The organism is Phyllobacterium sp. A18/5-2 (genome assembly GCF_025452215.1).
In the GTDB taxonomy this organism is placed as follows: Bacteria; Pseudomonadota; Alphaproteobacteria; order Rhizobiales; family Rhizobiaceae; genus Phyllobacterium; species Phyllobacterium sophorae.
Genome location: NZ_CP104968.1, coordinates 229,369 through 253,187 on the forward strand (window position 1 = coordinate 229,369; position 23,819 = coordinate 253,187).

At 56.7% G+C, this 23,819-nt stretch carries 19 protein-coding genes and 3 pseudogenes; 10 read left to right on the forward strand and 12 right to left on the reverse strand.

Translation table 11 applies throughout. The features are described from left to right. The first annotated feature begins 58 nt into the window (after window positions 1-58). From N8E89_RS27525 to N8E89_RS27545, 5 genes and pseudogenes are all read left to right on the forward strand, one after another. Window positions 59-694 (forward strand): DUF1326 domain-containing protein, encoded by a 636-nt coding sequence (locus N8E89_RS27525; RefSeq protein ID WP_262263685.1) that lies wholly within the window; start codon window positions 59-61, stop codon window positions 692-694. Between the two features lie 5 nt (window positions 695-699). Continuing rightward, window positions 700-1,524 carry a DUF2182 domain-containing protein gene (locus N8E89_RS27530; protein WP_262263686.1) on the forward strand — a complete coding sequence of 275 codons (825 nt, stop codon included), beginning with the start codon at window positions 700-702 and terminating at the stop codon, window positions 1,522-1,524. A gap of 337 nt (window positions 1,525-1,861) precedes the next feature. Further along, a complete protein-coding gene (locus N8E89_RS27535) occupies window positions 1,862-3,811 on the forward strand; it encodes a PrkA family serine protein kinase (protein WP_106665714.1) in 1,950 nt (649 codons plus the stop codon). Window positions 3,812-3,832: 21 nt separating this feature from the next. Then, window positions 3,833-5,159: pseudogene (locus N8E89_RS27540) on the forward strand (YeaH/YhbH family protein). 12 nt (window positions 5,160-5,171) lie between these two features. After that, window positions 5,172-6,719, forward strand: coding sequence for a SpoVR family protein (locus tag N8E89_RS27545; RefSeq protein ID WP_262263687.1), 1,548 nt, complete (start codon window positions 5,172-5,174; stop codon window positions 6,717-6,719). 13 nt (window positions 6,720-6,732) lie between these two features. Here the strand turns inward: N8E89_RS27545 and N8E89_RS27550 are convergent, their stop codons facing one another. From N8E89_RS27550 to N8E89_RS27575, 6 genes are all read right to left on the reverse strand, one after another. Beyond that, window positions 6,733-7,782 (reverse strand): Gfo/Idh/MocA family protein, encoded by a 1,050-nt coding sequence (locus tag N8E89_RS27550; RefSeq protein ID WP_262263688.1) that lies wholly within the window; start codon window positions 7,780-7,782, stop codon window positions 6,733-6,735. 105 nt (window positions 7,783-7,887) lie between these two features. Continuing rightward, complete coding sequence (locus tag N8E89_RS27555) at window positions 7,888-8,670, reverse strand: ThuA domain-containing protein (protein WP_262263689.1); 783 nt, start codon at window positions 8,668-8,670, stop codon at window positions 7,888-7,890. Between the two features lie 81 nt (window positions 8,671-8,751). Next, window positions 8,752-9,762 carry an ABC transporter ATP-binding protein gene (locus tag N8E89_RS27560; protein WP_106665575.1) on the reverse strand — a complete coding sequence of 337 codons (1,011 nt, stop codon included), beginning with the start codon at window positions 9,760-9,762 and terminating at the stop codon, window positions 8,752-8,754. An 11-nt stretch (window positions 9,763-9,773) separates the two neighbouring features. After that, a complete protein-coding gene (locus N8E89_RS27565; protein ID WP_106665574.1) occupies window positions 9,774-10,604 on the reverse strand; it encodes a carbohydrate ABC transporter permease in 831 nt (276 codons plus the stop codon). Next, window positions 10,604-11,551, reverse strand: a complete 948-nt coding sequence (locus N8E89_RS27570; RefSeq protein ID WP_262263690.1) for a carbohydrate ABC transporter permease — start codon at window positions 11,549-11,551, stop codon at window positions 10,604-10,606. Before N8E89_RS27570 ends, N8E89_RS27565 begins: the two co-directional genes overlap by 1 nt. 120 nt (window positions 11,552-11,671) lie before the next feature. Then, complete coding sequence (locus N8E89_RS27575) at window positions 11,672-12,934, reverse strand: ABC transporter substrate-binding protein (RefSeq protein ID WP_262263692.1); 1,263 nt, start codon at window positions 12,932-12,934, stop codon at window positions 11,672-11,674. Window positions 12,935-13,026: 92 nt separating this feature from the next. Here N8E89_RS27575 and N8E89_RS27580 point away from each other — a divergent pair, with 92 nt between their 5' ends. The 5 genes from N8E89_RS27580 to N8E89_RS27600 all read left to right on the forward strand — a co-directional run bounded on the left by N8E89_RS27580 (window position 13,027) and on the right by N8E89_RS27600 (window position 17,611). Continuing rightward, window positions 13,027-13,173, forward strand: coding sequence for a hypothetical protein (locus N8E89_RS27580; protein ID WP_170117060.1), 147 nt, complete (start codon window positions 13,027-13,029; stop codon window positions 13,171-13,173). A gap of 220 nt (window positions 13,174-13,393) precedes the next feature. Then, entirely contained in the window at window positions 13,394-14,419 is a 1,026-nt protein-coding gene (locus N8E89_RS27585; protein ID WP_106665572.1) for a substrate-binding domain-containing protein, read from the forward strand. Window positions 14,420-14,526: 107 nt separating this feature from the next. Beyond that, window positions 14,527-15,501, forward strand: coding sequence for a GAF domain-containing protein (locus tag N8E89_RS27590; RefSeq protein ID WP_262263693.1), 975 nt, complete (start codon window positions 14,527-14,529; stop codon window positions 15,499-15,501). Window positions 15,502-15,691: 190 nt separating this feature from the next. Then, window positions 15,692-17,209 carry an aldehyde dehydrogenase gene (adh, locus tag N8E89_RS27595; RefSeq protein WP_262263694.1) on the forward strand — a complete coding sequence of 506 codons (1,518 nt, stop codon included), beginning with the start codon at window positions 15,692-15,694 and terminating at the stop codon, window positions 17,207-17,209. Between the two features lie 69 nt (window positions 17,210-17,278). Beyond that, on the forward strand, window positions 17,279-17,611 hold the full coding sequence (locus tag N8E89_RS27600; RefSeq protein ID WP_106665569.1) for a DUF779 domain-containing protein: 333 nt from the start codon (window positions 17,279-17,281) through the stop codon (window positions 17,609-17,611). 119 nt (window positions 17,612-17,730) lie between these two features. Here the strand turns inward: N8E89_RS27600 and N8E89_RS27605 are convergent, their stop codons facing one another. The 6 genes and pseudogenes from N8E89_RS27605 to N8E89_RS27630 all read right to left on the reverse strand — a co-directional run bounded on the left by N8E89_RS27605 (window position 17,731) and on the right by N8E89_RS27630 (window position 23,716). Next, window positions 17,731-18,720, reverse strand: coding sequence for a beta-ketoacyl-ACP synthase III (locus N8E89_RS27605; protein WP_262263695.1), 990 nt, complete (start codon window positions 18,718-18,720; stop codon window positions 17,731-17,733). Continuing rightward, a pseudogene (locus N8E89_RS27610) lies at window positions 18,717-19,984 on the reverse strand (adenosylmethionine--8-amino-7-oxononanoate transaminase). The gene N8E89_RS27605 and the pseudogene N8E89_RS27610 overlap by 4 nt, the downstream one beginning before the upstream one ends. Beyond that, a complete protein-coding gene (gene bioD / locus N8E89_RS27615; RefSeq protein WP_262263696.1) occupies window positions 19,981-20,619 on the reverse strand; it encodes a dethiobiotin synthase in 639 nt (212 codons plus the stop codon). The pseudogene N8E89_RS27610 and the gene bioD overlap by 4 nt, the downstream one beginning before the upstream one ends. Beyond that, window positions 20,616-21,758: pseudogene (locus N8E89_RS27620) on the reverse strand (8-amino-7-oxononanoate synthase). The gene bioD and the pseudogene N8E89_RS27620 overlap by 4 nt, the downstream one beginning before the upstream one ends. After that, window positions 21,755-22,759, reverse strand: a complete 1,005-nt coding sequence (gene bioB, locus N8E89_RS27625) for a biotin synthase BioB (protein ID WP_262263697.1) — start codon at window positions 22,757-22,759, stop codon at window positions 21,755-21,757. Before bioB ends, N8E89_RS27620 begins: the two are co-directional and overlap by 4 nt. 288 nt (window positions 22,760-23,047) lie before the next feature. Beyond that, entirely contained in the window at window positions 23,048-23,716 is a 669-nt protein-coding gene (locus N8E89_RS27630) for a GntR family transcriptional regulator (protein ID WP_112760400.1), read from the reverse strand. Window positions 23,717-23,819 lie beyond the last annotated feature (103 nt).

Below are 23,819 nucleotides of genomic sequence, written 5' to 3' on the forward strand. Positions count from 1 at the left end.
ACGGTAAAATATTCATTGGGGAATGGAGTAAAAATTAGAAGCAATTAAGGAGGAGAGAATGCCTGACGTCAAATGGACACTGGTAGGTCGTGAATTCGTGCATTGCAATTGTGCATATGGCTGTCCTTGCCAGTTCAACGCTTTGCCCACCAAGGGAAATTGCTGCGCCATAGCCGCAATTGCGATTGAAGAAGGTCATCATGGCACCACTAAACTTGATGGATTAAATTGCAGCATGATCGTGGCGTGGCCGGGGGCCATCCATGAAGGGAAGGGGCAGGCTGTACCAATCATCGATGAACGCGCCTCGCCCGAGCAACGCGAAGCGCTGTTGCGCATCTTGAGTGGACTGGATACCGAACCGGGTGCAACTTTCTTTCAAGTGTTTTCGACAACATTCGAGAAAGTCCACGATCCGGTTTTCGCAAAGGTCGATTTCGACGTCGACATACATCGCCGGACGGCGCGGTTGAACGTTCCGGGATGGATCGAGGCGCATGGGGAACCTATCCTCAATCCTGTTACCGGCGAGACGCACCGCGCACGTATCAACCTGCCAAACGGTTTTGAATACGACGTTTGTGAAGTGGGGCGCGGATGGGCTGAGACGCAGGGCCCGCTGAAGCTGTCGATTCCGGACTCGCATGCACAGTTTGCCAGATTGCATATTACTGAAAGTGGCGTTGTCCACTAAATGCCATGACCGATACCTCACTCGAAGCGGTGCTCCGGCGAGATAGGCTTATCATTACCGCTTGCATGACTGTACTGACGGTCATGGCATGGGGTTACGTCCTGTGGCTTGCGCGCTCCATGAGTATCGACGACATGCCGATGCCGGGTATGGAAATGGGCGCTGGCTCACATGATATGGTGATGGCACCCGAGCCGCGTTCGTGGACCATGACCGAGTTCGCCGTCATGTTCTCGATGTGGGTGATCATGATGATCGGTATGATGACACCGTCCGCATCGCCAATGATCCTGCTTTACGCGCGAGTTGGGCGGCAGAGTGCGTTACAGGGCAAGCCGTTGGCCGCAACCGGCTTCTTCCTTGGTGGCTATCTGCTCGCCTGGGTTTCTTTCTCCTTGGCGGCAACTCTTGCTCAATGGGCCTTGGAGAATATGCTGCTGCTTACGCCCGCAATGACGAGCACGAGCAAATTTTTTAGCGGAATTATGCTTATCGCTGTCGGGCTGTTTCAATGGACGCCGCTTAAGGACGTTTGCCTTAAGCAATGCCAGGCGCCGATCGTGTTCATTCAGCGGCACGGCGGGTTCCAGCGTCACGCGCTTGGCTCGCTTGGCCTTGGATTTCGCCACGGCCTCTACTGCGTGGGGTGTTGTTGGGCTCTGATGGGCTTGCTCTTCGTCGGCGGAATAATGAATATCCTGTGGATTGCTGCCATCGCAATCTTCATCCTCACGGAAAAACTGGTTGCGAACGGCCACCGTGTCTCCCGCTTGTTTGGCTTTGGACTATGCGCAGCAGGAGTGTGGGTACTAGGTCACGCGGTCTTCTAGCTTGCCACAGATCGATAGCAAATTGGGAGCACAAACTGCCTTGCGCTCGCTCCGCTGGGTACCAGACGCGCAAATTCTTTTTTGATTACCCATACACTTTGCCATTTACGGTTCCTACATACTATGAAGAGGGACATGGCGACAAAGGGTGATCGTCATCTAATAAAGGACACAACTGCGTGTCTTGATTGCAACTATACAATAATACTGCAATCAGTGTCTTGCGCAGTACAGCGACTCACCCGACACTGGAAGCGTTCGGCATGCAATCCTTCTGAGCGGAGGGGCGGCCCCTTCGGCTCAAATTCATTGAATTTGCATGCGGCTGGAGGTTGACATGACTACGCAAGCGTCTGACGTATTTAGTCTCTTCTCTGAAATCTACAGCAGCGAGAAGCAGGAAGAGATGAGCCTGCAGGAATATCTCCTCGCCTGCCGCAATGATCCGCGCATGTTTGCTACTGCTTCCGAACGAATGGTGGACGCGATCGGTGAGCCGAAGCTCATCGATACCAGCACCGATGAACGTCTCGGCCGCATCTTTCTCAACCGGACAATCAAGATTTATCCAGCATTTGCCGATTTTTACGGCATGGAAGACACGATCGAGCGGATCGTAGGTTATTTCCGTTATGCGGCTCAGGGCCTGGAAGAGCGAAAGCAGATACTCTATCTGCTCGGCCCCGTTGGTGGTGGCAAGTCCTCACTGGCCGAGCGGCTGAAGCAACTTATGGAACACAGGCCCATCTACACACTGAAGGCCGGTAATCAGATCAGCCCGATTTTTGAATCGCCGCTCGGGCTTTTCCACCCGGAGCGCATGTCAGGGCTTCTCGAAGAGAAATACGGGATTGCGCGCCGCCGTCTCAATGGTTTGATCTCGCCGTGGGCCTCCAAACGGCTTGATGAATTCGCTGGTGACATTTCGAAATTCAGCGTGGTGAAGCTTACGCCGTCCCGCTTGCGCCAGATCGGCATCGCCAAGACGGAGCCCGGTGATGAAAACAACCAGGACGTCTCTTCGCTTGTCGGCAAAGTCGATATCCGGCAGCTCGAAAACTTCAGTCAGGCCGATCCTGACGCCTATTCGTTCAGTGGCGGCCTGAACCGTACAACGCAAGGCATGCTCGAGTTTGTTGAGATGTTCAAGGCGCCGATCAAAGTGCTCCATCCGCTTCTGACGGCCACCCAGGAAGGCAATTACAACGGAACCGAGAACTTCGGTGCATTCCCCTTCCAAGGAATTATTCTGGCCCACTCAAACGAATCGGAGTGGCTGCAGTTCAAGAACAACAAGAACAATGAGGCGTTCCTCGATCGCATGTCGGTCGTCAAGGTTCCCTATTGTCTGCGGGTCACGGAAGAAAAGCAGATTTATGAGAAGCTGTTGCGTGAAAGCGAACTGCTCAACAATCCTTGCGCACCGGAAGTGCTGGAAATTCTGAGCCGCTTCACCGTATCGACGCGTCTGGCAGAACATGAGAATTCGCCGCTCTACACCAAAATGCGCGTCTACGATGGCGAGAACCTGCGCGAGTCTGACCCCAAAGCGAAATCGGTGCAGGAATATCGTGATGCCGCCGGGGTGGATGAGGGCATGAATGGCATCAGCACCCGCTTTGCATTCAAGGTTTTGTCGGAAACGTTCAACTACGACACCAAGCAGGTGGCAGCTGACCCCGTGCATCTGATGTACGTGCTGGAACAGTCCGTCAAGCGCGAGCAGTTCCCGCAAGAGGTCGAGGCGAATTACCTCGACTTCATCAAATCAGAACTTGCCACACGTTACGCCGAATTTATCGGCCACGAAATTCAGAAGGCGTACCTGGAATCCTATAGTGAATACGGACAAAATCTCTTTGATCGCTACATCGCTTATGCTGATGCCTGGATCGAGGATCAGGACTACAAGGACCCCGATACCGGTCAGATACTCAACCGTGGCATCCTCGACAGTGAATTGTCGCAGATCGAAAAGCCGGCCGGAATTGCCAATCCCAAGGATTTCCGCAATGAGGTCGTGAAGTTCACCTTGCGGGCGAAGGCCAAGAACAATGGCCGCAACCCCTCGTGGACGAGCTACGAAAAGCTGCGCGAGGTCATCGAGAAACGCATGTTCGGCCAAGTCGAAGATTTGTTGCCCGTAATCAGCTTTGGCTCGAAAAAGGATGGCGCCACCGAGAAGCAGCACACAGAATTCGTCCAGCGCATGGTAGAACGCGGATATACAGAGAGGCAGGTTCGTCGATTGGTCGATTGGTATATGCGGGTTAACAAGGCCGGCTGATCGCCGAAGAGAGGTGCGTGCATGCCGAGCTTCATCGATCGCCGCTTGAATCCCAAGGACAAAAGCCTGAGCAACCGCCAGCGCTTTCTGCGGCGTGCGCGCGTGGAGCTCAAACGCGCCGTCCACGAACAAATAAAGTCAGGGAAGATCGTGGATGTCGATGCCGGCCACTCCGTACCTTTTTCCCGTAGACGGCACCAGCGAGCCCAGCTTCCAACCTGATCGGAGCAGCGGGCGGCGGGAGCACGTCTTGCCGGGCAACCGGGAATTTATCTCCGGCGACCGCCTCCCCAAGCCTGGCCAAGGGGGCGGGACCGGTGCCGGCAAGGGGGCAGCGTCCGAAGGCGAGATGGAGGACGATTTCCGTTTTGTTTTGTCACGCGAAGAGGTGCTTGATCTGTTTTTTGAAGATCTCGAGCTCCCGGACATGGTCAAGTCAAGCTTAAAGGAAGCGGTTGCGTTCAAGCCACGCCGGGCCGGCTTCACGATCGCCGGATCGCCGACCAATATCAATGTTGGGCGAACCATGCGCAACAGTTTTGGGCGTCGTATTGCTCTTCAGCGTCCGAAACAGGCACACGTGGACGCTCTGGCGGAGGAGATCGCAAAGCTGGAGGCAAGGGAACCGAAGCCGGGCACCGCCGCTTTCAATCATCTTGCAGAGTTGCGCGAGGAGCTGGCAATCCTGGAGCGCAGGCGCAAGGTCGTTGCCTATATTGATCCGGTTGATATTCGTTTCAATCGCTTCGAACCGCAGCCCCTGCCGAACGCAAACGCGGTAATGTTCTGCCTTATGGACGTTTCTGGTTCCATGGGCGAGCGCGAGAAGGATCTGGCCAAGCGCTTCTTTGTGTTGCTGCATCTCTTTCTCAAACGGCGCTACGACCGCATCGACATCGTCTTCATCCGTCACACCCATCAGGCTCATGAAGTCGACGAGGAAACGTTCTTTCGCAGCACACAGAGTGGCGGAACGGTCGTGTCAACCGCGCTCGAGGAAATGCAGCGTATCATATTCGACCGCTACCCCAGCCGGGACTGGAACATTTATGCAGCTCAGGCATCCGACGGCGATAACCTTGCGGGCGACTCCGAGCATTGTGTCAATTTGCTGAACAAGGAACTGATGAAGCTTTGCCAGTACTACGCTTATGTCGAGATTCTGGACGAACGTGAAAGTGCCATTTTCAGATCAACAGATAATGGCACCTCACTCTGGCGTTCCTATCGCCAGGTCGGAGAAAACTGGCGGAATTTCCAGATGACTCGAATTGCAAAGCCCGGGGATATCTATCCGGTCTTCCGTCAGCTTTTTGCCAAGCAATCAACTTCTGCGAAGAACGGCTGAGGGTCACAACCGATGAGCAAGGGTGCGGGTACGTCTGACCTTCTGTTCCATGGCTCCGACTGGAGCTTCGACACACTGTCCCGCACTTATGACGCAATCAAGGAGATAGCTCTCGGAGATCTTGGCCTCGATGTCTATCCAAACCAGCTCGAAATCATTTCATCCGAGCAAATGCTCGACGCCTATTCCTCCAACGGCATGCCGTTGATCTATCAGCATTGGTCCTTCGGCAAGCATTTCGTCTACGAGAATTACCTCTACCGCAAGGGACGGCGTGGGCTGGCTTATGAAATCGTCATCAATTCCAATCCTTGTATTACCTATTTGATGGAAGAGAATACGATGGCGCTGCAGGCGCTTGTGACGGCGCACGCTTCCTTCGGACACAACCATTTTTTCAAGAACAATTATCTGTTCAAACAATGGACGGATGCCAGTGCAATCCTGAATTACATGGAGTTTGCCAAGGGCTATGTCGCACGTTGCGAGGAGCGGTACGGGTTTTCCGAGGTTGAATCGATCCTTGATGCAGCTCACACCCTGATGGATCAGGCAGTATTCCGTTACCGACGGCCGCCGCGCATTTCGTCCGCAAAGGAACAGGAACGCGTGCGCGAACGGTTGGAATATGAGGACCGCATTTTCAGTGACTTGTGGCGCACGCTGCCACAGTCCAAGCAAAGCGAAGATCCGACCGAGGCCGAGCTGGATGCGCTGGAGCGCAAGAAGTCTCTCAATCTTCCGGAAGAAAACCTGCTTTATTTCCTCGAGAAGACCAGCCTCATACTCGAACCGTGGCAACGTGAAATTCTTCGTATCGTCCGTATCGTCGCGCAATATTTCTACCCGCAGCGCCAAACCAAAGTGATGAATGAGGGCTGTGCCACGTTCGTCCATTACACGATCATGAACATGCTTTTCGACAAAGGCAGGATCAGCGAAGGCCATTTGCTGGAGATGCTGCACAGCCATTCCAATGTCGTCTTTCAACCGGGGTTCGACGATCCGCGCTATTCCGGCCTCAATCCCTACGCGCTGGGTTTTGCCATGATGCAGGATATTGAACGCATCTGTACGCAGCCTACGTCCGAGGATCGCGACTGGTTTCCCGAATTTGCCGGCAATGGCGATTGGCGCGGGACTTTGCTCGATGCATGGGCCAATCACCGTGATGAGTCATTCCTGCTGCAGTATTTAAGCCCGGCCCTGATACGCAAAATGCGCTTGTTCGCACTGGTCGACGATGCCAAGGAAAACCACTACCGCGTTGCCTCGATTCACAATGAGCGCGGCTATGAAAAAGTCCGCGGCACCCTTGCCCGGAGCTACGATCTCGGGATGAACCAGCCAAACATCCAGGTGGTTGACGTGGATCTTTTGGGTAATCGTCAATTGCGCCTGCAACACACGGTCCGAGACGGCATTATTCTCGGCGAGAACACACGCGATGCCACTCTGCGGCATGTCCGCCGCCTTTGGGGCTATGATGTGAGCCTTGTCGGCGTCGAGGCAAGTACAGGCAATGTCCTGTACGAAACCTCGACTGACAAGGTTGGATAGGCCCTCGTTCTGCTCAAGCTTCGAGCGGGTATTCTTTGCGATCGTTTTCCGTGACATTGGCAAGATCGATCGCCTTTTGCAGCTTTGCTGCGTGACGGAACGAAGGTTCCAGTGTGCTGCCCTGCCCTACAGCCTCGGCAAATCGCTGGTAGTTGGTGGCAACCGGCTCCACCTCGATTTCTCTCCACGTCGCCGTTTCAATGTCATCCCCGAGGCACGCCAGCAATTTTGAGCCGTCATGGCGATGAACCACCTCGAACGATCCCTTATCACCGTAGACGCGCAGACGCAGTTCGTTGACATGGCCGGTGGCCCACCGGCTTGAATGGACAACGCCAAGCGCGCCATTGGTGAAGCTTACGGTCATGGTGAAACTGTCATTGGCGTCGAGTTCATAGTCACCGATGCGATTGCCTTCCGCTTTGTCGAAGGCCTTGAGACGGCAAAAGACCTCGTCAATTTCGGTGTCCGTGCCGTAGACCACGAAATCAAGAATGTGCACACCGACGTCGCCGAGCGTGCCGTTGGACCCATGTTTCTTAGACAGGCGCCATAACCACTGGCTTTCGGTGCGCCAGTCACCCCACTGCTTCGAGACAAGCCAGCTCTGCAGATAAGAGGCTTCAACATGCCTGATTTTGCCGACCTGACCACTCGTCACCAGTTTACGGGCAGCCTGCAATTGCGCGACATTGCGATAGGTGAGGTTCACCATACCGACCAGATTGGCGGCCTCCGCCCTCTCTGCCATTTCCACGGCATCGTGGTGGTTTGTTGCCAGCGGTTTTTCGCAAAAGACATGCTTGCCGGCGATCAGACATTTCAACGTTGTCGCATGATGTGCTCTATCTGGCGTCACGTTGGCGACCGCATCGAAATCACCCCAGGTCAAGGCGTCCTCTAGAGAGGTGAATGCGCGCTCGATGCTGTACTTCTCTCGAAATGCTTCCGCCCGGCCGGGATCGACATCGACTGCCCCTGCAAGGGTCACACCCTCGACTTCGATGAAATTCCTCGCGTGCGAGTTGGCCATATGGCCGGTGCCCAAGATCAAAAGACGCATTGGTCCAGTCCTCGATTAATAGAGCCGCGCAACTCCCGAAGCGTGGCATTGATCTTTCGGGTTTTGATGGGCGGGGATGAAGCGCCAGCCGCATCAAAAGGCCGCCTAACGAAAGCCTTCCTCGCCCGCTTCGTGCAGGCTGCCGCCCCGTGCGGTGATTGGCTCAATTGCCTTCTCGACCGGCACGTTGGGCGCTGTGTTCAGCTCAGGATAGCGGTTGGCATTGTATGCCCAGTTCACGGCATTGCGCAGCACGAGCCCGACCGTCTGGTCATGGTAGGTCGGGTAGGTTTCATGGCCGGGACGGAAATAGAATACGTTGCCCGCGCCCTTGCGGTAAGTGAGGCCCGATCGAAATACCTCGCCGCCCTGAAACCACGATACGAAGATGGTCTCGAGCGGCTCTGGAACCGAGAACGGTTCGCCATACATTTCCTCGTTTTCGAGCTCGAAATAAGCAGGCAAACCCTTGGCAATGGGATGACCGGGATTGACCACCCACAGTCGTTCGCGTTCGCCTGCTTCACGCCAGTGCAGCGCACAGGGCGACCCCATCAGACGCTTGAAGATTTTTGAGAAGTGTCCAGAATGCAGGACGATCAGACCCATGCCTTCCCAAACGCGCTTTGCGACACGCTCGACGATTTCATCAGCGACATCGCCATGGGCGCGGTGACCCCACCAGATCAGGACATCCGTCTCTTCGAGTACCTTGTCGGTCAGGCCGTGCTCAGGTTCCTGCAGGGTCGTGGTCTTGACGGAAAGATTGCTGTCGGCCGCCAGAAGCTTGGCAATCTGATTGTGCATGCCTTCGGGATAGATTTCGGCGACGGTCTTGTTCATCTGCTCATGAACATTTTCGCCCCAGACGAGTGTTCGGATAGTCATTTTTTGTTCCTGTTCATTCCATGTGCCGTTGGGAGGATTTCAAGGGCAACGAATTACCGGCTCATTCGTTGCCTAATTCTTCTAATGTGCCGCCGCCGGCCTGCCGGATTGGTCGAAGCGATGGACATTGTCGTTGATCGGCGAAATGTAGAGCCGTTCGCCAGGCTGTTGACGTGCCGTGCCGTCCTGCCTGACGACAAGCGGGTCTTTCGCGCCGATATCGATGTAGAGATATGTCTCGGAACCCAGGTTTTCAGACAGGATCAGCTTGCCGTCCCAAGCGCCATCCTTTTCCTTGATTTGAAGATGTTCCGGCCGCACGCCCAGGGTATGCGCTTTGTAGGTGTGGGCATGCTTTTCAGTCAGAAAGTTCATTTTTGGCGAGCCGATGAAACCTGCAACAAAGATCGATTGCGGCTTTTCGTAAAGCTCCAGCGGAGTCCCGACCTGCTCCACAATACCATCGCGCAACACACAGATGCGGTCCGCCAGCGTCATGGCTTCCACCTGATCGTGTGTCACATAAATCATTGTCGTTTCGTGCATTTTCGCGTGCAGTTTAGCTATCTCGAGGCGAGTCTGTACGCGTAGTGCGGCATCAAGGTTGGACAGAGGTTCATCGAAAAGAAACACTTTCGGATCGCGAACGATAGCCCGGCCAATGGCAACACGCTGGCGCTGACCACCGGAAAGCTGTTTCGGCAGACGATCGAGATAGGTTGTGATCTGCAGCATTTCTGCAGCTTCATGCACGCGCCGCTTGATCTCGCCGGCTTCGCCTTTGGCGAGTTTCAGACCGAAAGCCATGTTGTCGAAAACAGTCATGTGCGGATAGAGCGCATAGGACTGGAACACCATGGCGATACCACGCTGAGAGGGCGTCAGGCTATTGACCACCTTGTCGTCGAAGGCGAGCGTGCCGGAGGTAATGTCCTCAAGCCCGGCGATCAGGCGCAGCAGCGTGGATTTTCCGCAGCCGGAAGGGCCAACGAAAACCATGAACTCGCTTGGACTGATTTCAAGGTCGACACCCTTGATTACATCGAAGGTGCCAAAGGATTTGTGGACATTGTTGAGATGAATTGCCGTCATTTGTAAGCTCCTTAGCCTTTGACACCGCCAGCGGTGAGGCCAGAGATGATCTTGCGTTGGAAAATCAGGACGAGAACAACGAGCGGTACCGTGACAATGACGGACGCAGCCATGATGGTGCCCCATGGAATTTCATGCGAGCTTGCCCCCGACAGCAGCGCGATGGTGACGGGCACGGTCCGCGTTTCGGTCGAGGAGGTAAAGGTAAGTGCGAAGAGGAACTCGTTCCACGCTGCGATAAACGCAAGCAGCCCGGTCGTCACCATGGCCGGCCACATCAACGGCAAGAAGACCTTGGTGATTATGACCCAGGGCGTTGCCCCGTCCACGATCGCCGCCTCTTCAATTTCGACGGGCAAATCCCGCATGAAGGTTGTCAGCACCCACACGGTAAAGGGAAGCGTAAATATCGTATAGGAGAAGACGAGGCTCCAGAGTGTATTGTAGAGGCCGAGAAAGCGGACCACCTCAAACAATCCTGCCAGCACCGCAATCTGCGGAAACATCGAAACGGACAGGATTGTCAGCAGCAGCATGGAACGGCCACGAAACCGCACACGTGCGAGCGCGAAGGATGCTGTCACTGCTATCAGCAATGCCAGCAAGACGACCAGGGTCGACACAATAACCGAATTGAGCAGATTGCGTGTAAAGCTGCCAGCATTGATAACCGAAACGTAGTTATCCAGCGAGAACGAGGTTGGCCAATATTCAACGGTAAACAGCGCGCTGCCGGATTTGAAGCTGGTGATGATCGCGTAGTAGAACGGAAACACCGCCAGAATGACAATCAGAACAACCAATGCATAAAAGGCAGTATTTTTGGTGAGGTTCCAGATCATCAGCGGTCTCCTCCATCCATCCGCACGCGCCCAAGCCAGATCGCGGCAACAGTCATCATCGCAATGACAAGGAACAGCAGCGTCGATTGCGCCGACCCGTAGGCGAATTTGTCGAATTCGATCAGATTCTCCCGCGCCAGTACCGACATGGTCTTTGTCTGGGAGCTGTTCGGCGTCAGGACGTAGATCAGATCGAAAATGCGCATTGCATCAAGCAGGCGGAAGATGATTGCAACCATTAGAGCTGGCTTGATCAGCGGCAGTGTGATGCGGAAGAATTGCCGGATCGGATGAACGCCATCAATGTGCGCTGCCTCATAGATGTCTTTCGGAACCATCTGCAGACCAGCAAGGATCAGAAGCGCCATGAAGGGCGTGGTTTTCCAGACGTCGACGATCAACACCGCTGTCATCGCTGTATCGGCGCTGGCTGTCCATGCGATGGGTTGACTGATAAGGCCCAGACGCATGAAGAGATCGTTGAGGATGCCGAACTGATCATTGAGCATCCACCCCCACAGCCGGGCAGAAACGATCGTCGGTATCGCCCAAGGAATCAGGATTGCAGCGCGGACGATGCCCCTGCCCTTGAACTCTGCATTCAGGACGAGGGCTACGATCATGCCGAAGAAGGCTTCGAGTGCCACGGAGATAATGCTGAAACGGACGGTATTCCAGACGGCATTCCACCAAGTCGGATCGACCAGCAGACCCGAATAGATCGTACGGCCGCTTTTCAGCTGGATCCAGGACAGGTAATTCTTGAACCCCACCCATTTCGCGGCGCTCATATTGGTCAGCGAAGCATCTGTGAAGGAAAAATAGATGGTCCGAAGCAAGGGCCAGCCAGCAACAATGGCCAGGGCAAGGATCATCGGAAAGAGGAATAGCCGCGCTGAACGGGCGCGCTGGCGCAAAAGCTCTGAACGTGCGCTGGAAGGCGTCATGGTCGTTTCCTGCCCGTAATCATGTTTCCGGATTGGTCGAGATGCGGTCAGGCAAGCGGTGCGAATGGTGTCCGGGAGGTTCTGAACACCATCCGCACCGTGCCCTTTGCTGGCAGGGGCCTACCAGCTACCTCCCTGAAGTTCCGTCAGCTTGGCTTCCAGAAGTTCAAGATTGTCGGCAGCGGTGCCATTGCCCGATAATGTATCGTGGACCGCACTCCAGAACATGTTGGACACTTCGTTGTATTTTACCTTGGTCGGCGCGGACGGGCGGGGAACGGAAGTCTCAAAGACCGGCTTCCAGTTAGGGATCAGGGGTTGTGCCGCGGCAATATCCTTGTCGTCGTATAGCGCCTTGATCGTCGGCATGCTCGCCAGGGCGATCGCCCTCTCCTTCTGCTGTTCGGGTGAACCGAGAAACAGAGCCAGCTTTATAGCTTCTTCCGGAGCTTTCGAATATTTGGAAACGGCCAGATTCCAGCCGCCAAGCGTTGCGGCAGAGCTTTGGCCCTCTTTTCCGCTTGGCAAGGGAGCGACGTCAAACTTGCCCTTGATCGTGCTGTCATTGCTCCCGCCAAGCGCATATGCATAGGGCCAGTTGCGCATGAATACTGAGTTGCCGGTCTGCCAGATGCCGCGGGCTTCCTCTTCCGTATAGGCGAGCACGCCCTTTGGCGAGATCGTATCGACCCAACCCTTGGCCCGGTCGATAGCAGCAGCTGCGTCGGGATTGTTGATCGAGATCGTGCCATCAGGCTCGACGATCTGACCGCCACCGGAAGATTTGACCCACTCCAGTGCATTGCATGTCAGGCCTTCATAGGCGTTGGCCTGAAACACATAGCCGTACATGCTCTTGTTGCCGGCCGTGCGTTCTGCATCCTGGATTTCCTTGGCGGTTGCCGCCATCTCATCCCAGGTTTTCGGTACGGGCTTCTTGTACTTCTCCAGCAGATCCTTGCGGTAATACAGCGCCGGCGCATCCGTAAACATCGGGAGCGCCACAAGCTTGCCACCCACCGTCTGGCTTTCAATGATCGACGGAATATGTTGGCCTATGACGTCCTTGGCAGCCTCTTTCAAGTCAAGAAACTGGTCCGCCAATTGCGGTGCCCAGATCACGTCCGTGCGGTAAACGTCGATATCGGTATTGCCCGCCGCGAGCCACAACCGGTACTGGCCGAAATTATCCGAGCTGTTCGCAGGCATGGCAACGATGGACACCTTGTTGCCCGTTTCCTTTTCAAAGCGATCAAGCTGCTTGCGCAGGAATTCCCGCCCATTGCCAGTATCGCCGGAGACGATAGAAAGGTTGGCTGCAAATGCCCCGGAAGCCAGCAAAGTGGCGGTCAAAAGGGTTACAACAAATGATTTGGCTTTCACGATTTCCTCCCAAAAATCCGACGGAATCAGACCCGCCGCTGACGCAGTAAACGGCAATCCCCGCCCTCAAAACTCCTCCTCAAGCGCTTTGAATGCAGGCTCTGAATGTGAAATTCAAAGCGCTTTGGATGGAAAATGGCAAAGCGATTTTCAACTGTCAAGCCGCAAAATTATTTGCCTATAAAGAGCTGGCAGCTGACCAGCACGCAGCAGGTGATAATATTGTTTTGTTTCAATAGATTAGAAGGTGTATCCGCAAGCGAGAATCTGCTCTGGGCCATTGTGGAAACGCAGCAGCAGACCCGCGCCATCACCTTGTTTCCGCAAATATTCCAAAGCGCTTTGAAATTATGCTATAGTTATGTTCAGCATTTGCAGTCATATGTCCTTGCTGGCTTCGTGGGGGTCGCTGAAACATGGGCCTCACATTCTAAAGTATCGGATATTGGATCGCTGGTTATGAAACTCAAGGAATTGGCTGAACAATTGGGCCTGTCGCAGACAACCGTCAGTCGCGCCCTGAATGGCTATCCTGAGGTCAACAGCGCAACACGGGAGCGTGTAAGCCAAGCCGCGCTCAAATTCGGTTACAGTGCCAACGCCAACGCCCGCCGCCTTGCCATCGGGCGGATTGGTGCGATCGGCATTCTCATGCCGAACGACCGGAGTGAACGCTTTGGTCCGCACACGAGCGAGTTCTTTTCCGGGTTGGCTGAACGGCTTTCGCAGGATGAAATGGACCTGCTGATGAGTCCCGTCATCAACAATGATGAAATTTCGGCATATAGGCGGCTCATTTCCAGCAAACGTGTGGATGCCATCATCGTCACAGGCCCCACGCTGATGGACGAGCGGGTTGCCATGCTGACCGAAGCCAAATTTCCTTTCGTCTTGCACGGGCGAACAAATATCGAGGCACCGCATGCATGGCTCGACATCGACAATGCCGGTGCCTTCCGTCAAGCTGCGTCCCACCTCCTTGATCTTGGTCACAGGCATATCGCCATGATCGATGGTCTGAAAGGACATACATTTTCTGAACATCGCGAGCTTGGCTATCGCGAGGCGCTTCTCGAGCGGGGCGTTCCAATTGACCCTCGTTTCATCGTGCATGAACGATTTTCTGACGAGACCGGGTTTCGTGAAGCGCAAAGGCTTTTGTCCTATGCACCGCATCCGACGGCCATCCTTGCCGGATCCATGATGACAGCGCTTGGTGTCTTCCGCGCCATCCGTTCAAAAGGTTATCAGCTTGGCAAGGAAGTCTCGATCATCGCCCATGACGACGTATTTCCTTATCTCAACGCCAGCAATATGGTGCCGTCCATGACGACAACACGCTCGTCGATACGTTCTGCGGGCACGCGCATTGCCGAGATGCTGGTCCGGATACTTGACGGTGAACCCGTCGAAAACCTTCATGAGGTCTGGCCGGTCGAATTGATCCTGCGGCAGTCGAGCGGACCACCCGTCATACCTGGCTGACCGTTCAGGCGATGCAAGGTGGAGGGTCAACACGAGCTTGACGGCAGTCACAAGCGACTTATGGTGGCTCATTGATCGGCTGATCGCCCGGCCTCTGGGAGGAGTACGTGGGAACACTGCATAACGGCTTGCATGCCGACCATATCCAATCGGCGCTGACAGGGAGTGCTGCAGCGCAGTCTGCGCTCGTCGCCTCATGGCGACGATCCATGCGGCTCTACGGTTTGAATCCTGGGGAGGGCACGCCGCCAAACGTCCTGACCGAACGCGAGTTAAATGAGACGCGGGAGCGCCTCGGGTCCCTGATCCACACCGCACAGGCCAGTCTTGACCGGCTTTATTCAGCCGTTGGCGGAGCAGGTTGCTGTGTACTCCTGGCAGACAAGGATGGCGTTCCGGTGGACCGTCGCGGTTCCGCTTCTGACGATGAAACTTTCTACAGGATGGGGCTTTGGACCGGCGCCGTATGGAGTGAGGAAAGCGAAGGGACCAATGGGATCGGTACCGCACTTGCTGAACAGAGGGCGCTTACCATCCACCGCGAGCAGCATTTCCGCAGCAAGAATACCGCGCTGTCCTGCACGGTTGCACCGATTTTCGATCATCGGGGCCGTCTGATGGCCGCAATTGACGTTTCCTCAGCCCGCCGCGACTTGACCGAGGATTTCGTCAAACTCATTGCCGTTGCCGTGGTTGATGCCGCGCGGCGGGTCGAGGCCGAGAACTTCCGGTTGGCATTTCCCAAGGCACGAATTGTTTTGGCGCAAGACGCGGAAAACGCCCTGAGCGAACGTGCCATGCACGCACTGATTGCTGTGGATGAGGATGACCTTGTGATCGGCGCCTCGCGCTCGGCACGCCATATGCTTGGATTGACCGATGAATCGCTCAGCAGACCCGTGCCGGCCTCTGATGTTCTTGGCCAGCACGCCAATGCCGAGCGCGATTATGCTATCGCCGAGCGAGGCGCCATACAGCGCGCTTTAGCGCGCACTGGCGGAAACGTATCGGCTGCCGCAACTAATCTGGGGATCAGCCGCGCCACCCTGCATCGCAAACTGAAACGGCTTGGCCTCTCCTGATCAGGCATCTCGTCCAGCGATTGCTACTTCCAACTGTCGCAGAACTGCGACAGTTCACCGACGATGTTGTCCTGGCTGGGCTGACACATAAGCCATAGAGCGCGATCCTTACCCTTCGACACCGCAGGAGGTGGTGTTTTCAGCGCAGCCGGCTTGCAGGAGCAAGCTGCAATGCAAGGGAGGAAAATCCGTGAACAAGGTGGAATTCAACCGAACAATCAAGCCCAATTTCAAGAAGCGTTATGGCAATTTCATCGGCGGCGAATTCGTCGAGCCGAAAGCTGGGCGCTATTTCGAGAACACGTCGCCGGTAAATGGGCAGGTGCTTTGTGAAATCGCCAGGTCGGACGCAAGCGATGTCGAGGCGGCGCTGGATGCGGCGCATGCTGCGAAAGACGCTTGGGGCCGCACAAGCCCGGCCGAGCGCAGCGTCATTCTCAACAGGATCGCGCAGGTGATGGAAGACAATCTCGACGTGCTTGCTCAGGCCGAAACCTGGGACAATGGCAAACCGATACGCGAGACAACTGCCGCAGATCTGCCGCTGGCCATCGATCATTTTCGCTATTTCGCTGGCGTGATCCGCGCCCAGGAAGGTGGAATCTCCGAGATCGACCATGACACGGTCGCTTATCATTTTCACGAGCCGCTTGGCGTTGTCGGCCAGATCATTCCGTGGAATTTCCCGATCCTGATGGCCGTTTGGAAACTGGCGCCGGCGCTGGCTGCCGGCAACTGCGTCGTCTTGAAACCAGCGGAACAGACACCTGCGTCGATTCTGGTACTGGCCGAACTGATCGCAGATATCCTGCCGCCGGGTGTGCTCAACATTGTCAACGGTTTCGGGCTGGAGGCAGGCAAGCCACTGGCATCGAGCCCGCGCATTGCCAAGATTGCCTTCACAGGCGAGACGACGACCGGCCGCCTCATCATGCAATATGCCAGCCAAAACCTCATACCGGTAACGCTCGAACTCGGTGGCAAATCGCCCAATATCTTCTTCAAGGACGTGACCGCCGAAGATGACGACTTTTTCGACAAGGCGATCGAAGGCTTTGTTATGTTTGCGTTAAATCAGGGCGAGGTATGTACGTGCCCAAGCCGCGCCCTCATCCATGAAGCCATTTACGACAGGTTCATGGAGCGTGCACTGAAACGGGTTGAGGCGATCGTGCAAGGCGATCCGCTGGATCCGGCAACGATGATCGGTGCGCAGGCATCAAGCGAGCAGCTGGAGAAGATCCTCTCCTATATCGACATTGGCAAACAGGAGGGTGCCGAGGTGCTGACCGGCGGTGCGCGCAATGTTCTTGCCGGCGATCTGGCGGGCGGCTTCTATGTCCAGCCGACAGTATTCAAGGGCCACAATCGCATGCGGATTTTCCAGGAGGAGATTTTCGGACCAGTCGTTTCGGTGACGACCTTCAAGGATAATGACGAGGCGCTATCGATAGCCAACGACACGCTATATGGCTTGGGCGCTGGAATCTGGAGCCGTGACGCCAATACCTGCTACCGCTTCGGCCGCGCAATTCAGGCCGGGCGCGTCTGGACCAATTGCTATCATGCCTACCCGGCGCATGCTGCGTTCGGCGGCTACAAGCAATCCGGTATCGGCCGGGAGAACCATTTGAAAATGCTGGATCATTACCAGCAGACCAAGAACATGCTCGTCAGCTACAGCCCCAGGAAACTCGGCTTCTTCTAAGACGTCTTGATCGTAGCGAACCATCGATAGCGGCACAGCGCTATCGATGGATTCTCCAGGGAGAGCATCATGGAAGACAAAGTCAGTGCCACACCGGCAGCCCTTGAGCTGATCGCAACCTTGCAGTCGGAATATGGTCCCATCCTGTTCCACCAATCCGGGGGCTGCTGCGATGGGTCTTCCCCGATGTGTTACGCCCAAGGGGATTTCATCATTGGAGATCAGGATGTTTGCCTGGGTGAAATCGGCGGCGCACCAGTATATATGAGCGCATCCCAACATGAGGTCTGGAAGCACACCGATCTCATCATCGATGTCGTCCCGGGACGAGGCGGCATGTTCTCACTCGATAACGGAAGGGAAGTGAGGTTTTTGACGCGATCCACGATCTGCGTGCGATAGGCCCTGGATACTACCGCCCACATCTGAAATGCGTGCGTAGGTTGAAAAACTCTGGTCAAATTCGCTCGGTTTCGGGCCAAATCCCCCGATATTCGAGCCAAAAATCGCGCCAGTTCTGATTAAATGCCCCAGACCACGGCACCGCCGGTCAACCCGGCACCGGCTGCGGTCAGCAGCAATTTTTCCCCCGCAACAAACGGCCGCGCATCATGGGCCAGCGACAGTGAGAGCGGAATGGTTGCAGCCGAGGAGTTGCCGTATTCAGCGATGGTGCGAATGATCCTTCCGGGCTCAATCCCCACGTGCTCGCCAACAACGTCGAAGATGCGGGCATTGGCCTGATGCGGCACAAACCTCGACACGTCTGCCGGCTGAAGCTCCGCGCTTGCCAGCGCCCGTCTGGCGCAAAGGGTCATCATGTGCACGGCCTGGGCAAACATCTCCCGGCCATCACGCATGGTCATCAGGCATTCCTCCGCCGCCATGCCTGCAGCAAATGGTTGTTTGGAACCTCCTGCCGGGATCGAAATCAGGTCGTAGCGGCTTCCATCGGCCGCGAGATCCACGCCGAGGAGTCCCTGTTGCGTATTGTCTGCCGGGACCAGAACGACGGCGCCCGCCGCATCGGCAAAAAGCACGGCGCTGGCACGTTCTGCGGGATTGATGCGCCGGCTCAGAATATTGGCAGCCACCACGAGAACCGGCCGTCCCTGACTGCGGACGAAACCGTCGGCAAGCGTCAGGGCATAGATAAATCCTGAACAGGCACCGGCGAGATCAATCGCGCCAGAATTTGCCAGGCCAAGACGATGGGCGAGCAACGGAGCCGAGGGCGGCAGCAGATGATCCGGCGTCGACGTGGCGAGGATAGTCAAGGCGATTTCGCCGTGGTCGATATCGCCATCCTCAAGCGCCGCAGCACCGGCCTTGGCTGCAAGGTCGGTAAGCAGTTCTCCGTCCAGGGCCCAACGCCGCGATCGGATGCCTGTCCGGCGCTCGATCCAGCCCGGTTCGAGACCGAGCTCGGTCTCGATCTGCGCATTGCCGATACGGCGCTGCGGCGCATAATGGCCGAACCCGGCGATACGGCTTGCCGCCACCCGGCTCATTGATCGCCTGCAAACAAATTCGCTGCCTCGTCGATCGCGTCATAGGCCCGGTCGAGATCTTCCGCCGTCACGCAATAGGGCGTCATCAGATAGATTACATTGCCAAGTGGCCGGATCAGCAGATTCCTTGCGCGAAAGAACGATCGGAGCTTCGGCCCCGCATCGGAAAGATAACCGGCAGCCGGAACATTCACGTCAAGCGCGACGATCGTTCCTGTTTGACGCACATTGGCAAAGCGGCGATCCGTCCTGAAGCGTTCCAGCCGTGTCCGGTGCATGGCTTCAAGCGAGTGGATGCGGGTCCCCACCGGCTCCGTCTTCCACACGGCAAGATTGGCCAGCCCTGCGGCGCAGGCGATCGGATTGGCGGTATAGGAGCTTGAATGAAAGAACGTGCGGCTCCGATCGCTAGACAGATGCGCATCAAAAATCCCGGCCGAACACAAAGTCGCCGCCAGTGGCAGCGATCCGCCGGTCAGCCCCTTGGAAGTGCACAGGATATCCGGAGCGAGGTTTGCCTGCTCGCAGGCGAACAGAGTGCCGGTACGGCCCCAGCCGGTCATCACCTCGTCGGCGATCATCAGGCTGCCGTGCCTTGTTGCGATCGCCTTGAGCTCGGTCAGAAGCCACGCGGGATACATCCGCATACCCCCCTGCCCCAAGGATCAATGGTTCAATCAGCAGCGCCGCAACCTGCCCGCTCAGGCAGAACCTTTCGAACGCATCGAAGCGTGTCCTGCTCATGTCCCGGTACGGGAAAAGGCAGACGATCGACACCATAAAGTATCGGCTCATAGGCGGCGTTGAAGACCCCCCGTTCGCCGGCCGACATCGTACCGATCGTGTCGCCGTGGTAGCCATGCTCCATCACGACGATGCGGGAACGCGGCGCACCGGAATTGTGGAAGAAACCGAGGGCCATCTTCAGCGCTACCTCGACACAGGTCGACCCGCTGTCGGAGTAGAATACATGGTCCAGACCGGCCGGAGCGATGGCGACCAGCCCTCTCGCCAGTTCCTCGGCCGGTTCGTGGGTATATTCGGCAAAGATGATCTGGTCATAGAGCCCGGACGCACGGCGGATCGCATCCATGATCAAGGGATGCCGATGGCCATGCGTGATCACCCACCAGGAAGAAATCGCGTCGAGGATTGCGTGCCCTTGTTCATCGAGGAGATAGGCGCCTTCCGTCCTTACAATGCGCCTCATGGCCGGTTCCAGCGCATGCTGGGTAAAGGGGTGCCAGACGGGCGATCGGGTCATTGCGACGCTTTCTGAAAACAGGAGATATCGAAATGGTCGTGGAAGGCCCGGGCGAGGGTGCCGGGTGTCAGCGGGTCAAGCAACGGCAGACGGCCGAGACAATTCACCTGCCCCAGTTCCGCGATGATGCCTTGCGTGTCCGCCTGTTCATCCCCGATGAAAACGACACCGAAAACCGGAATGGAACGGCAGCGCAAGGCCTCGAGTGACAGCAGCGTATGATTGATGGTTCCAAGTCCGGTGCGGGCGCAGAGGATGACCGGTATCTGCCAGCGGGCAAAGACATCGGCAAACACCTGACGTTCGGTCAAGGGGACCAGCACACCGCCCGCCCCCTCGATAATGAGTGGAAACTGCGTCGGCGGCGGGGACAGCGCTTCCGGAACGATGCGGACATCGTCGATTCTGGCAGCAAGATGCGGCGAAGCCGGCGTACGGAGCCGCCACGCCTCGCGGAAGACGCGCGAGGATGGTATCCGGCCGAGACGCAGCACCGTCTCACTGTCCGTTTCGCCTTCGAGCCCCGATTGGACGGGCTTCCAGTAGCATGCACCCAGCGCATCGGCCAATGCCGCCGAGAACACTGTCTTGCCGATATTGGTGTCTGTGCCCGTAACGACAAAACGGCGCGTCATGCTGCCGCCTCGGATATGGATGCGAGCGTATCGAACATGCGGATGATGGCGGGCCTGTCGACATTGAGGGTTATGGCAATTCTCAAGCGCGCCGTCCCTTCGGGAACCGTGGGAGGGCGAGATCGCGCGGATATCGAAACCTTCCGCACGCATGCGTTCCGCAATGCGCATCGCGCGACCATTGTCGCCGATGATCACCGGCAGTATTTGCGATCCGCTGCCTTCGACACCAAGCACGGCAGTCAGTTGGGTATTGGCAAACGTCCAGAGTTCCTCGAAATCCGCGCGGCGCCGCGGTTCGTCGACCAGGATCTTCAGGGCTTCGCGAACGCCTGCGGCCATCAGCGGCGAAGGAGCCGTGGAGTAGATGAAAGAGCGCGCGCGGTTTACGAGGTAATCGCAAATCACGCTGCTGGCGCCAACAAGCGCACCGGAAACGCCAAGTGCTTTCCCGCACGTGTGGAGCAGGATGACATTGTCCCGGCCCTCGATGCCTGCAGCAAAGCCCCGGCCGCCGGAGCCGAAGACGCCGGTCGCATGCGCCTCGTCGATTACAAGGAAGCCGTCATGCCTTTCTGCCAGGCCAAGGAGCTCCGCCAGCGGCGCGCGGTCACCATCCATCGAATAGAGGCTCTCGACGGCGATCCAGGGGTGCCCCCTCCCCCGTCTTTGCGCCACCTTGCGATCGCGTCCTCGAAATCACCAACATCATTGTGCCGTGCGGCGACTGCCCCTGCACGGCTGGCCGCGATGCCCTCATGCGCACTGGCGTGGATCAGAGCATCGTGTACGATGAGATCATCCCGCTGCGGCAGCGTTGAAAAAAGTGCGGCATTGGCGGTATAGCCACTGCCAAAATAGAGCGCCCGGCCGGTTCCGAAAAAAGCGGCTGCATCTGCCTCCAGGGCCTCAAGTTCCCGGTGATTGCCCCGCAACAGACGCGACCCGCCCGAGCCAACGGCAACCCCGCGCTCCAAGGCCTCGGCAATTGCCGAACTGATACGCGGTGAGTTGGCAAGACCAAGATAGTCGTTCGATGTGAAATCGATACCACCCTGTGGTGCGAGCGCCCGCCGCCGCCCCTTCCGTTCCAGCCCGCTCAGCGTCTTTGCGTAGCGGGCAAGACGTTCGGTCGTCATTCAGCAGCACCCAACGCCATCGGCTTCAGACCGAGACGGCGAAACAGCCCGGCGTCATGATCTTCGCCGGGGTTATCCGCGGTCAGCAGCGTGTCGCCGACAAAGATTGAATTTGCGCCAGCAAAGAAACACAGCGCCTGCATCTCGTCGCTCATCTCCGTGCGCCCCGCCGAGAGACGGACATGGGTTCTTGGCATGAGAATGCGAGCGAGCGCTATCGCACGGACAAACTCAAGTGGATCAACCGGCGTTGCATTCCCAAGCTTCGATCCGGGGATGGGTATCAGCATGTTGATCGGCACGCTTTCAGGAGGAACCGGCAGATTGGCGAGCGTCACCAGCATGGCGATATGATCATCGGTGGTCTCGCCCATGCCGAGGATGCCGCCCGCGCAAACCTTGATTCCCGCCTCCCGCACATTCGCGAGCGTCTCCAGGCGGTCCGCGAATGTACGCGTGCTGATAATTTCGCTGTAGAAGCGTTCCGACGTGTCGATGTTGTGATTGTAGTAATCAAGGCCGGCATTTCCGAGCCTTGCCGCCTGCGCCGGCGATAGCATGCCGAGCGTCATGCAGGTTTCCATTCCAAGCTCCCGGACGCCCTCGACCATGGCGACGATCGTCTCCATGTCGCGGTCTTTCGGGCTGCGCCAGGCGGCACCCATACAATAGCGTGTCGCACCGCCCTCCTTGGCCTTGCGGGCCTCGGCAAGGACGCGCTCGACCGCCATCAATTTGGAAGCTTTAAGGCCGGTGGGATTGTGCGCGGATTGGCTGCAATAACCACAATCCTCCGGGCACCCCCCTGTCTTGATCGACAAAAGCCGGCTCAATTGCACGGCGTTGGGGTCAAAGCCTTCGCGGTGGACGCTGTGCGCCTGAAACAGCAGATCGTTGAAAGGCAAATTATAGATTTTTCTCGCATCCGACAAATTCCAACGCTCTTCTGCGCAAACGGACAGAGTTGAACCATCGTATTTCAACGTTGAAGCTTCTGGCATACGGGGATTTCCTCGGCTCTTCAGGGGGGAATGCGACCAATTATAGATAGAATCCATAATTATCTATAACTTTACCTGCCGCGTTCGAAAACGCAACCGTGTTACCAACGGCTTTCCGAAACCAGCACAAGTTCTTTGGAAAACGGGCTGACGCCGACAGCGCCGGCCCTTACTTTCACTCGTGGGAAGAAAACGATTTCAACATTCTGGTTCTTGCTTCGTGCTGGAAATTGCGAGGGGGCGGTAGCGAAAAATCCCGCACCTGGCCTTCTCACCCGCAGGCGACCGTCAACCGACGATAGCAAAAGCGTCCCGTGTCGATCCTGTGGCGCTTTTGACGGGCTTTTGCCCGATCCATTGGACGTGGCGTTCGAGCACTGCGACGGCATTGTCAATATTGCCCTGGCGCAGAAAACCCAGGATCGCGCGATGGTCGTGATCCGTGCGCACTTCCCAATCGGAACGCCAGGCCGAAAACAGGAAGCGCGCGCTGACCGAATGCAGATCATCGATGGCCGCAAGCAAACGCGGCATTGCGCATGGAACAAGGATCAACCGGTGAAAGCGCCGGTTCGCGTCCTCCCAGGAGCGCACATCCCGCGAATTGTCCCCGGCAACAGTTGCTTCTTCGGCCTCATCCAGAATCGACGCCGTCAAATGCGGCGCCGCCTGTCTTAGTGCAAGTCCTTCGAGCTCCGCACGCATGAGCGCAACTTCCCGCACTTGCTTCAGGTCGAAGGAAGCGACGCGTACGCCGCGGCGCGGTTCGCTGACCGCCAGCCCTTGCGCTTCAAGCTTGCGGAACGCCTCGCGGACGGGCACATGGCTCGCTCCGAACTCCTCGGCGATGTGATCCTGGCGCAGTTTCGTCCCCGGTTCCAGTTGCCCGGTTACGATCCTGTCAGCAAGGATGCGGCTGATGCGGCTGGCGATTGTATCTTCATTCGTTGCGGTCATGTTTTATAGATATTTTGCTTCCGGGAGACTGTCGAGCCCGGCCGAATCTTTTTCCGCATATAACGCCGGACGCTGCCTTCGGGCGCGATTTGGAGCGTACCGG

Coding starts and splice junctions, on each gene's coding strand:
- N8E89_RS27525 (WP_262263685.1), top strand. CDS start 59: ATGCCTGACGTCAAATGGACACTGGTAGGTCGTGAATTCGTGCATTGC.
- N8E89_RS27530 (WP_262263686.1), top strand. CDS start 700: ATGACCGATACCTCACTCGAAGCGGTGCTCCGGCGAGATAGGCTTATC.
- N8E89_RS27535 (WP_106665714.1), top strand. CDS start 1,862: ATGACTACGCAAGCGTCTGACGTATTTAGTCTCTTCTCTGAAATCTAC.
- N8E89_RS27545 (WP_262263687.1), top strand. CDS start 5,172: ATGAGCAAGGGTGCGGGTACGTCTGACCTTCTGTTCCATGGCTCCGAC.
- N8E89_RS27550 (WP_262263688.1), bottom strand. CDS start 7,782: ATGCGTCTTTTGATCTTGGGCACCGGCCATATGGCCAACTCGCACGCG.
- N8E89_RS27555 (WP_262263689.1), bottom strand. CDS start 8,670: ATGACTATCCGAACACTCGTCTGGGGCGAAAATGTTCATGAGCAGATG.
- N8E89_RS27560 (WP_106665575.1), bottom strand. CDS start 9,762: ATGACGGCAATTCATCTCAACAATGTCCACAAATCCTTTGGCACCTTC.
- N8E89_RS27565 (WP_106665574.1), bottom strand. CDS start 10,604: ATGATCTGGAACCTCACCAAAAATACTGCCTTTTATGCATTGGTTGTT.
- N8E89_RS27570 (WP_262263690.1), bottom strand. CDS start 11,551: ATGACGCCTTCCAGCGCACGTTCAGAGCTTTTGCGCCAGCGCGCCCGT.
- N8E89_RS27580 (WP_170117060.1), top strand. CDS start 13,027: ATGCAGGCTCTGAATGTGAAATTCAAAGCGCTTTGGATGGAAAATGGC.
- N8E89_RS27585 (WP_106665572.1), top strand. CDS start 13,394: ATGAAACTCAAGGAATTGGCTGAACAATTGGGCCTGTCGCAGACAACC.
- N8E89_RS27600 (WP_106665569.1), top strand. CDS start 17,279: ATGGAAGACAAAGTCAGTGCCACACCGGCAGCCCTTGAGCTGATCGCA.
- N8E89_RS27605 (WP_262263695.1), bottom strand. CDS start 18,720: ATGAGCCGGGTGGCGGCAAGCCGTATCGCCGGGTTCGGCCATTATGCG.
- bioD (WP_262263696.1), bottom strand. CDS start 20,619: ATGACGCGCCGTTTTGTCGTTACGGGCACAGACACCAATATCGGCAAG.
- bioB (WP_262263697.1), bottom strand. CDS start 22,759: ATGCCAGAAGCTTCAACGTTGAAATACGATGGTTCAACTCTGTCCGTT.
- N8E89_RS27630 (WP_112760400.1), bottom strand. CDS start 23,716: ATGACCGCAACGAATGAAGATACAATCGCCAGCCGCATCAGCCGCATC.